Origin of the sequence: Streptomyces sp. SID9727, from assembly GCF_010550605.1 — a bacterium.
GTDB lineage: Bacteria > Actinomycetota > Actinomycetes > Streptomycetales > Streptomycetaceae > Streptomyces.
The window spans coordinates 1-8,961 of the sequence record NZ_JAAGNI010000096.1 but is presented as its reverse complement, the minus strand read 5'-3'; the positions used below and the strand labels follow the sequence as shown (position 1 = coordinate 8,961).

Genomic DNA, 8,961 nt, shown 5'->3' with positions numbered 1-8,961 from the left:
CGCCGTCGTCCGTCTCGCGGGCGGTGCCCGTGGCCCGGCCGCGCAGCGCCAGCGCACTGGCCGTCGCGGCCGCCACCGGCACCAGGGCCAGCAGCACCAGTACGGCGGCGACGGGCAACGAGGCGTCCGCGCCGAGCAGGTCGGCGGCGGCCCCGTCGAACGGCAGCCCGGACAGGTCGCCGCGCAGATGGAGGAAGAACAGCAGCGCCACCGCGGAGCCGAGGGTGCACGAGACGGCGGTGGAGACCGCGGCGAGCACGCTGAGCTTCACCGGGCCGAGGCCCACGGCGGACAGCCCGGTACGCGGCCGGGTGCTCGGGTCCGTACGGGCCACCGCGACGGCGAACTGCACGGTCGCGGCCAGCGGGACGAAGCACCAGAACAACCGCAGCACCGCGCCCGCCGAGTGCGGGTGCGCGGAGGTGTAGCCGAGGGTGCACAGGAGCAGGAAGCCGACCCCGGCGGAGGCGGCCGCGACCAGCAGCCGCCGCACCAGGACCAGCGGATGGGAACCGCGGGCTAGACGGAGAGCGAGCACGCCGCGCGCCCCTCCGGATCGGCTTCGGCGGGCAGGCCGACGGTGGAGACGCGGCGCCCGTCGAGCAGGGGCACCACGCGGTCGGCGAGCGCGGCGATCTCGGCGTCGTGCGTGGCGAGCACCACCGTGATCCCGTGCGAGCGGGCGGCGCTGGTCAGGGTCCGCAGGACGTGGGTGCGGTCCGTGCGGTGCAGCGTCGCGGTCGGCTCGTCGGCGAAGATCACCGAGGGGCCGGCGGCCAGCGCCCGGGCCACGGCGATCCGCTGCCGCTGGCTCTGCTGGAGGGTGTGCGGGCGCTTCTTGGCGCACGGGCCGATGTCCAGGCGCTCCAGCCACTCCATGGCGGCCGTCCTGGCCTCCCGGTGCGAGGCGCCGCGCAGCAGGAGCGGCAGGGCCGTGTTCTCCCAGGCGTTCAGCTCCGGGACCAGCTGCGGCTCGGGGGCGATCCAGCCGAACTTGTCGCGGCGCAGCCTCTCGCGCAGCCTCGGCCCCATCGTGTGCACGGGCACGCTGTTGAACCAGACCTCGCCCTGCTCGGGCACCAGCTGGCCGGAGAGGCAGTGCAGCAGCGTCGTCTTGCCGCTGCCGCGCGGACCGGTCACCGCGAGGATCTCGCCGTCGCGGATGCCCAGGGAGACCCCGCCGAGCGCGGGTGAGCCGTTGTGGGAGTGCTGCAGGGAACGCGCCCAGATCACATCGTTGTCCGGCGGGGCCACCATGGCGTACACCTCGGTTCAGATCAGATATCCCGTCCCCGTACGGGGGAACGAAGAGGGGGCCGATCGGTCACTCGGCACCGTAAGGATTCGGATCGCGGTGAGCGGACAGCACGCGGCCCGGGCCCGCCTCTTCCCACTCGATCGGCCGCATCCGGGCCGCTCCGGGCTCCGGGAGGTGCCTTGCCCGGCACCGCACGGTGGCACCCGACTACGCTGGTCGTCTCACCCATTGGACATACACGAGGAGGGGTGGCCGTGACCGCCGAGGTACGCCGTCTGCGCAACTACATCAACGGGGAGTTCCGGGACGCCGCCGACGGGCGGACGATCGACGTGGTCAACCCGGTGACCGAGGAGGTCTACGCGACCTCGCCGCTCTCCGGCCCCGCCGACGTCGACGCCGCGATGGCCGCCGCCGCGGCCGCGTTCCCCGCCTGGCGCGACGCCACACCGGCCGAGCGCCAGCGCGCCCTGCTCAAGATCGCGGACGCGTTCGAGGAGCGGGCCGAGGACCTCATCGCCGCCGAGTCCGAGAACACCGGCAAGCCGATCGGGCTGACCCGCACCGAAGAGATCCCGCCGATGGTGGACCAGATCCGCTTCTTCGCGGGCGCCGCCCGGCTCCTGGAGGGGCGCTCGGCCGGTGAGTACATGGAGGGGCTGACCTCCATCGTGCGGCGCGAGCCGGTCGGCGTATGCGCCCAGGTCGCGCCGTGGAACTACCCGATGATGATGGCCGTCTGGAAGTTCGCCCCGGCGCTCGCCGCGGGCAACACCGTGGTCATCAAGCCGTCGGACACGACGCCGGCCTCGACCGTGCTGATCGCCGAGATCATCGGGCAGATCCTGCCCAAGGGCGTCTTCAACGTCATCTGCGGCGACCGTGACACCGGCCGCGCGATGGTCGAGCACCGGACCCCGGCGATGGCCTCCATCACCGGCTCGGTGCGGGCCGGCATGCAGGTCGCCGAGTCGGCCGCCAAGGACGTCAAGCGGGTCCACCTGGAGCTCGGCGGCAAGGCGCCCGTCGTGGTCTTCGAGGACACCGACATCGCCAAGGCCGTCGAGGACATCTCGGTCGCGGGCTACTTCAACGCCGGGCAGGACTGCACGGCCGCCACGCGCGTACTGGTCCACGAGTCGATCCACGACGAGTTCGTCACCGCGCTCGCCAAGGCCGCCGCCGACACGAAGACCGGGCGGCCGGACGACGAGGACGTGCTCTACGGCCCGCTCAACAACGCCAACCAGCTGGCCCAGGTCAGCGGCTTCATCGAGCGCCTTCCCGCCCACGCCCGGGTCGAAGCCGGCGGCCACCGGGTCGGTGACAAGGGCTACTTCTACGCCCCGACCGTCGTCTCCGGGCTCAAGCAGGACGACGAGATCGTCCAGCACGAGGTCTTCGGCCCGGTCATCACCGTTCAGTCGTTCCGCGACGAGGCGCAGGCCGTGGAATGGGCGAACGGCGTCGAGTACGCCCTGGCCTCCTCGGTGTGGACCAAGGACCACGCGCGCGCCATGCGGATGTCGAAGAACCTGGACTTCGGCTGCGTCTGGATCAACACCCACATCCCGTTGGTCGCCGAGATGCCGCACGGCGGTTTCAAGAAGTCCGGTTACGGCAAGGACCTCTCGGCCTACGGCTTCGAGGACTACACGCGCATCAAGCACGTGATGACGTCCATCGAGGGCTGAGCGATACCGCCGAGGCCCCGTGCGAACCGGCCGGTTCGCACGGGGCCTCGGGGCTCTGGCAGGGGGGCGTGAGGAGCCGGTGAACGCGGGCGTACGCTGCGGACATGAGCGAGCGACACGCCTTGCGAAGGCGTATACGCGTGTGGTTGGCCGTCTTCATCGTCTGTCTGGTTCTGAGCGGGCTGACCGCCTTCCCGCTCGTCCACGAGCTGCGCTGGGCCGAGGACCTGCTGACGTCCTCGGCCTCTCCCGTCCCCGAGCACTTTCCCGGTCTGCTGGACTGGATCACCCGCGTCCGCACCGGCCTCGACGAGGCCGACGCCCGGTATCCCTTCGTGCTGTACGGCACCGACTGGCTGGCCTTCGCCCACCTGGTCATCGCGGTCGCCTTCTACGGGCCCTTCCGCGACCCGGTCCGCAACATCTGGGTGATCGAGTTCGGCATGATCGCCTGCGCCGGGATCATCCCCCTCGCGCTGATCTGCGGCCCCATCCGGGACATCCCGTTCTGGTGGTCCGTCATCGACATGTCGTTCGGCGTCTTCGGGGTGAGCCCGCTGCTGGTCGTGCACCGCATGATCAAGCGCCTGGAGGTTCTGGAGAGGGCCCCGGCGGCGGAGCCGGTGGCCGCCTGACTCAGTCGGCCGAGGGTGCCCCGAAGACCGTGCCGACCACGCCCATGACCAGGGAGTTGTCCCCCTCGGCCTTCGCGTCCGTGGAGTTGATGCTGTAGACGAGCGTGCGGGAGAGGTCGCGCGTGGCGCCGATTCCCGAGTTGTAGCCCCAGCGGCCGCCGGTCTTGCCCCAGACCTGGCGGCCGCCCAGCTTCCAGGTGGACAGGCCGGCGCTGAACGAGGGCGCCTTGCCGCTGACGAAGTCGCGCACCGACGGATCCGGCAGCGTGAACATCTCCTCCAGCAGCGGACCGCGTACCACCCGGCCCTGGAACAGTGCGGTCAGGAAGCGCTCCAGATCGGCGGTGGTGGAGATGATGTCCCCGGCCGCCCAGCCGTCGGTCGGGCTCCACACGCTGACGTCCCGCAGCACGGTGGTGCCGTCCTCCAGCCGCATGCGCTGGTACCCGTGGTTGTGCGGTCCGTGGATGCGCGGGTCGGGACCGGGGAACGACGTGCCGCGCAGACCCAGCGGGGCCAGGACGCGCCGGGAGACCTCCGCCTCGTAGCCGTGCCCGGTGACCTTCTCGATCAGCAGCCCGGCCACCGTGTAGTTGATGTTGAGGTAGTGCTGCCGCGTCCCCGCGGGGAACTCGGGCCGCTTGGCGGTGGCCGAGGCGACCAGCTCGCGGGCGTCGAACCGGTGGAACCGGTTGGCGTACCACTCCTCCACCGTGTCGCCCGGATAGTCCGCCGACGGCAGCCCGCTGGTGTGGTTCAGCAACTGGCGTACGGTCACGGCCCCGTACGCCGCCGGGATCAGCTCCGGCAGGTACGAGCGGACCGGGCGGTCCAGGCTCAGCTTCCGCTCAGAGGCGAGCTGGAGGACGGTCGCCGCGGTGAACACCTTGGTCACCGAACCCGCCCGGAAGCGCGCGTCCGGGTCCGCCGGACGCCCCGTCACCAGGTCGTGCACCCCGGCGGAGCCGTGCCACGCACCCCCGGCGCCGCCCAGCCGGATCAGGGCGGCCGTCGCCCCGTCGTCGGGGAGCCCGGCTATGAGGTCGCTCAGGGCTCCGGTGTCCGTGCCGGCCGCCGCCGGTGCGGTGGTGCGCGTCGGGGAGCCCGTCGCGAGCGCCGGGCCCGCGGTGCCCGCCGCGAGGCCGGCGACCAGGGCGGCGGCGAGGACGGTACGGCGGATGCGGGCGTTCATCGTGATGCCTCCAGGCAGCGAGATCCGTGGTGGCGAAGTCCCGGGGACCGCGCCGTTGTTGATCCCATCCTGCGGACCGGGAGGCCCTTCGCGGATCACCGGAGCGGGGGGTTCCCGGCGGGCTCGTTCCTCCCCTGCGCGGGGGAGGAGGACGGCTGCCCTCCCTCCGGCGAGGGAGCGACGAGGCCGGTCTCGTAGGCGCAGATGACGGCCTGGACGCGGTCGCGCAGGCCCAGTTTGGACAGCACGTTGCCCACATGCGTCTTCACCGTGTGGTCGCTGACCACCATCGCCGCCGCGATCTCCGCGTTGGACAGCCCGCGCGCCAGATGCAGCAGCGTCTCGCGTTCCCGGGCCGTGAGCACGCCGAGCCGCCGCTCGTCCGGATCCGCCGCCGCCCGCGCCGGGCGCGAGGTGTACTCGGCGATGAGCAGCCGCGCCACCGAGGGCGCCAGCAGCGAGTCGCCCGCCGCCACCACGCGTACCGCGTGCACGAGGTCGTCCCGGCGGACGTCCTTGAGGAGGAAGCCGCTCGCCCCGGCGTGCAGCGCCTCGTACACGTACGCGTCGGAGTCGAACGTCGTCAGCATGACCGTCCGGCAGGCGGTCCGGGCGCTGATCTCACGGCAGGCGCCGATGCCGTCCAGGACGGGCATCCGGATGTCCAGCAGGGCCACGTCCGGCTCCAGCCTGCGCACCGCGTCCACCGCCTGCGCCCCGTCGCCCGCCTCGGCCACCACCTCGATGTCCGGCTGGGCGTCCAGGATCATCGCGAAACCGCTGCGGACCAGCTCCTGGTCGTCCGCCACCACGACACGGATCGTCAACGTGCCACCTCCGCCGGGGACGTTACCGGTTCCAGCGGCAGCGTCACGTCGACCCGGAACCCCCGCCCGTCCGGCCCCGGACCGCTGCGGGCGCTGCCGCCGTGCGCCGCCGCCCGCTCCCGGATGCCGATCAGGCCGTGGCCGGAACCCGGGTCCGCCCCCGGGCCGCCGCCGTCGTCGGTCACCGAGACGGTCAGGCTGCTCCGCCCGTACGCCAGCAGGACGCCGGCCTCGGAGGCGGCGGCGTGCTTGACCGTGTTGGTCAGGGCCTCCTGCACGATCCGGAACACGGCGCTGTCGGTGTCCCGGGGCAGCGGGCGCTCCGGACCGGTCACCGTGTGGGTCACCGCCAGGCCGCTGGAGCGTACGCGCTCCACCAGCGCCGGCAGTCCGGCCAGGGCCGGCTGCGGGGAGCGGGGCGCCCCGGGCCCCTGCTCGCTCTCGCGCAGCACGCCGAGCATCCGGCGCAGCTGGACCATCGCGTCCCTGCCGGTCTCCGAGATCGCGTCGAACGCCGCCTCGGCCCGCTCCGGAGCCGTACGGACCGCCACCGGGCCCGCCTCCGCCTGCACGATCATCAGGCTCACCGCGTGCGACAGGATGTCGTGCATCTCCCGGGCGATGCGGGCCCGTTCACGGGCCGCCGCCTGTTCGGCCTCGATCCGGCGGGTGACCTCCAGCTGCCGCGCCCGGTCCTCGACGGCCCTGGTGTACGCCTGGCGGGTGTCCGTGAACCGGCCGAACCCGTACGCCGCCGTGAACACCATCAGCGAGAAGACCAGCTCCCGGGCCTCGCCCGTGTTGGACGCGACCGAGGGGAAGACGAAGGCGAGGGTGAGCGCCCCGCAGATCCGGCGCGCCGGGGCCGGGGCGTAGGCCGCGACGCTGTAGAGGGCGACGAGACCCGTGTACGGCAGGGTCTGCCCCGGGCCGTCGAGGGCCAGCCCGTACAGGCTCTGCGCCACGACCACCGCCAGCAGCACCCGCACGGGGGCACGGCGCCGCCACAGCAGCGGAAGCACGGTCAGGGTGGTCAGCAGGTACGCGGAGACCGTCGCGGGTTCGAGGCGCGGGTCGCGGGGAAGCACCCACGGGACCGACACCGCCGCCTGCACCACCAGGACCACACCGATGTCGGTCACCCGGGGCCCCGGGCCGCCGCTCTCCCGCAGCCTCCGCCAGGCGGTACGGGGGCGTATCACGGTCTTCTCCCGGCGGTGTTCCGGTCGATCAGCTTGCGGAGTACGTCGATCCGGTTGGTGGTGACGGAGTCCACGCCGTCGCCGATCAGCCGGCGCATCGTCCGGCCGGTGTCGGCGGTCCAGGCCGAGACCAGCAGCCCGTCGCGGTGGTTGCGGTCCGTCAGCTCCCTGCTGACCAGCCCGAACCGGTAGTTCAGCCACCGCGGCCGGACCGCGTCGAGCAGCGTCGCACGGGGCGGAGCGAGCGTGGTCCAGGTCAACGCGATCTCGGCCGACGGATCGGCCGCCCGCACCCGAAGCATCGCCTCGGGCCCGGCGCAGTAGTAGACCCGGTCCCCGGCCCCGCACTCCCGCACCACGCCCACCGTGCGCTTCACCGATTCCGCGGTGGAGCCCGGCAGGTCGATCATCACGCGGTGCGCGCCGGCGGCGAGCAGCGCCTCGCGCAGCGTCGGCACGCCGCCCGCCGTCAGCTCGGTCAGCTCCTGGTGGCCGAGCCGGTCCAGCCGCAGATCACGGCCCCACAGCCGGTCCAGCGTGTCGTCGTGCAGCAGGACCGGCACCCCGTCCCGGGTGATCCGGACGTCGATCTCCACCGCGTCCGCGCCCCGTGCGAGTGCGGAGCGGATCGAGGGCAGGGTGTTCTCGCGGGCGCGGTACGGATCGCCTCGGTGGGCGACGGCGGTGACGGGCGTGGCGATGGGCATGCGGCCATTGTCACCGCCCGGGGGTCACCGCCCGGCGCTCCGCAGCCAGTTGGCCGTGTACGTGTCGATCTCGTCGGTCAGCGTGCGCTTGCCGGCCGGGTCCAGGAAGGACGCCTCGACGGCGTTCTTCGCGAGTGCGGCCAGACCGTGTTCGTCCAGGCCGAGGATGCGGGCGGCCACCGCGTACTCGTTGTTGAGGTCGGTGCCGAACATGGGCGGGTCGTCGCTGTTGATCGTGACCAGCACCCCGGCCTCGACCATCTCGCGGACCGGGTGCTGCTCGATGTCCTTCACCGCCCGGGTCGCGATGTTGGACGTGGGGCAGACCTCCAGGGCGATGCGCCGTTCGGCGAGGTGGTCGAGGAGCTTCGGGTCGGCGACCGAGCTGGTGCCGTGGCCGATGCGCTCGGCGCGCAGCTCGGTCAGCGCGTCCCAGACGGTCTGCGGGCCCGTGGTCTCCCCGGCGTGCGGCACGGAGTGCAGGCCCTCGGCGATCGCGCGGTCGAAGTAGGGCTTGAACTGCGGGCGGTCCACGCCGATCTCCGGCCCGCCGAGGCCGAACGACACCAGCCCCTCGGGCCGCAGGTCCACCGCGAGCCGGGTGGTCTCCTCGGCGGCCTCCAGGCCGGCCTCGCCGGGGATGTCGAAGCACCAGCGCAGTACGACGCCCAGCTCCCGCTCGGCCGCCTTGCGGGCGTCCTCGATCGCCTCCATGAAGCCCTGCTCGGGAATGCCGCGCCGGGTCGAGGAGAACGGGGTGACCGTCAGCTCCGCGTACCGGATGTTCTGCCGGGCCATGTCACGGGCGACCTCGTACGTCAGCAGCCGGACGTCCTCCGGGGTGCGGATCAGGTCCACGACCGAGAGGTAGACGTCGATGAAGTGGGCGAAGTCGGTGAAGGTGAAGTAGTCGGCCAGCGCCTCGGGGGCGGTGGGGACCTTGGAGTCGGGGTGGTGCGCGGCCAGCTCCGCGACGATACGGGGGGAGGCCGAACCGACGTGGTGGACATGGAGCTCGGCCTTGGGCAGCCCCGCGATGAAGGGGTGCAGGTCGGTCATCGGGGCCTCCGTGGGCGTGGAGTGTGACGGGCTCCGGCCGTGGGGCGACCGGGGGACGGAAGCCATCGTAGGACGGGCCCGTAGCATGACCGCATCACGATGGGGGAGGCCCATGTCAGACAACACGGATCAGCCTGCGGACGGGGCCGCACCGCTCGACCCCTGGGCACCGCCGGAGCGGCGCACGCCCCGTGCGAACCCGGCGGTCCCGGGCAGCCCCGAGCCCTCGGACAGCCCGGCGCCGCCGGCCGGCCGCGTGCCCCTGGACAAGAAGCCCGGCCCCGGAAACCCCGGCCCCGAGGGCTCCGGCCCCGGAAACCCCGGCCCCGAGGGCTCCGGCCCCGGAAACCCCGGCCCCGAGGGCTCCGGCCCCGGAAACCCCGGCCC

Annotated in this window: 8 protein-coding genes and 2 pseudogenes; 3 read left to right on the top strand and 7 right to left on the bottom strand. The window is 72.9% G+C overall.

Features of this window, described 5'->3' with window-relative positions:
* Both G3I41_RS05870 and G3I41_RS05865 read right to left on the bottom strand, forming a co-directional pair.
* Positions 1-538 (bottom strand): annotated as a pseudogene (locus G3I41_RS05870) (hypothetical protein); the annotation flags it as partial.
* Positions 520-1,257, bottom strand: a complete 738-nt coding sequence (locus G3I41_RS05865) for an ATP-binding cassette domain-containing protein (RefSeq protein WP_164399237.1) — start codon at positions 1,255-1,257, stop codon at positions 520-522. The pseudogene G3I41_RS05870 and the gene G3I41_RS05865, both read right to left, overlap by 19 nt.
* 255 nt (positions 1,258-1,512) lie before the next feature.
* On the opposite strand from G3I41_RS05865, the gene G3I41_RS05860 reads away from it, so the two are divergent.
* Positions 1,513-2,952 carry a gamma-aminobutyraldehyde dehydrogenase gene (locus G3I41_RS05860; RefSeq protein ID WP_164399236.1) on the top strand — a complete coding sequence of 480 codons (1,440 nt, stop codon included), beginning with the start codon at positions 1,513-1,515 and terminating at the stop codon, positions 2,950-2,952.
* Positions 2,953-3,056: 104 nt separating this feature from the next.
* Positions 3,057-3,587 carry a hypothetical protein gene (locus G3I41_RS05855; protein ID WP_203600278.1) on the top strand — a complete coding sequence of 177 codons (531 nt, stop codon included), beginning with the start codon at positions 3,057-3,059 and terminating at the stop codon, positions 3,585-3,587.
* A gap of 1 nt (position 3,588) precedes the next feature.
* On the opposite strand, the gene G3I41_RS05850 is transcribed toward G3I41_RS05855, so the two are convergent.
* The 5 genes from G3I41_RS05850 to G3I41_RS05830 form a co-directional block, all read right to left on the bottom strand.
* Positions 3,589-4,779 (bottom strand): serine hydrolase domain-containing protein, encoded by a 1,191-nt coding sequence (locus tag G3I41_RS05850; protein WP_164399235.1) that lies wholly within the window; start codon positions 4,777-4,779, stop codon positions 3,589-3,591.
* A gap of 95 nt (positions 4,780-4,874) precedes the next feature.
* Positions 4,875-5,606 (bottom strand): response regulator transcription factor, encoded by a 732-nt coding sequence (locus tag G3I41_RS05845; protein ID WP_164399234.1) that lies wholly within the window; start codon positions 5,604-5,606, stop codon positions 4,875-4,877.
* On the bottom strand, positions 5,603-6,748 hold the full coding sequence (locus G3I41_RS05840; RefSeq protein WP_164399238.1) for a histidine kinase: 1,146 nt from the start codon (positions 6,746-6,748) through the stop codon (positions 5,603-5,605). The genes G3I41_RS05845 and G3I41_RS05840 overlap by 4 nt, the downstream gene beginning before the upstream one ends.
* A 56-nt stretch (positions 6,749-6,804) precedes the next feature.
* On the bottom strand, positions 6,805-7,515 hold the full coding sequence (locus tag G3I41_RS05835) for a glycerophosphodiester phosphodiesterase (RefSeq protein WP_164399233.1): 711 nt from the start codon (positions 7,513-7,515) through the stop codon (positions 6,805-6,807).
* 24 nt (positions 7,516-7,539) lie between these two features.
* Positions 7,540-8,574 carry an adenosine deaminase gene (locus tag G3I41_RS05830; protein WP_164399232.1) on the bottom strand — a complete coding sequence of 345 codons (1,035 nt, stop codon included), beginning with the start codon at positions 8,572-8,574 and terminating at the stop codon, positions 7,540-7,542.
* 112 nt (positions 8,575-8,686) lie between these two features.
* Between G3I41_RS05830 and G3I41_RS05825 the strand changes: the two are divergent.
* A pseudogene (locus tag G3I41_RS05825) lies at positions 8,687-8,961 on the top strand (DUF4190 domain-containing protein); the annotation flags it as partial.

Excerpts from the sequence above, each read along its gene's own strand:
- G3I41_RS05865 (WP_164399237.1), bottom strand. The coding sequence starts at position 1,257 with ATGGTGGCCCCGCCGGACAACGATGTGATCTGGGCGCGTTCCCTGCAG.
- G3I41_RS05855 (WP_203600278.1), top strand. The coding sequence starts at position 3,057 with ATGAGCGAGCGACACGCCTTGCGAAGGCGTATACGCGTGTGGTTGGCC.
- G3I41_RS05850 (WP_164399235.1), bottom strand. The coding sequence starts at position 4,779 with ATGAACGCCCGCATCCGCCGTACCGTCCTCGCCGCCGCCCTGGTCGCC.
- G3I41_RS05835 (WP_164399233.1), bottom strand. The coding sequence starts at position 7,515 with ATGCCCATCGCCACGCCCGTCACCGCCGTCGCCCACCGAGGCGATCCG.
- G3I41_RS05830 (WP_164399232.1), bottom strand. The coding sequence starts at position 8,574 with ATGACCGACCTGCACCCCTTCATCGCGGGGCTGCCCAAGGCCGAGCTC.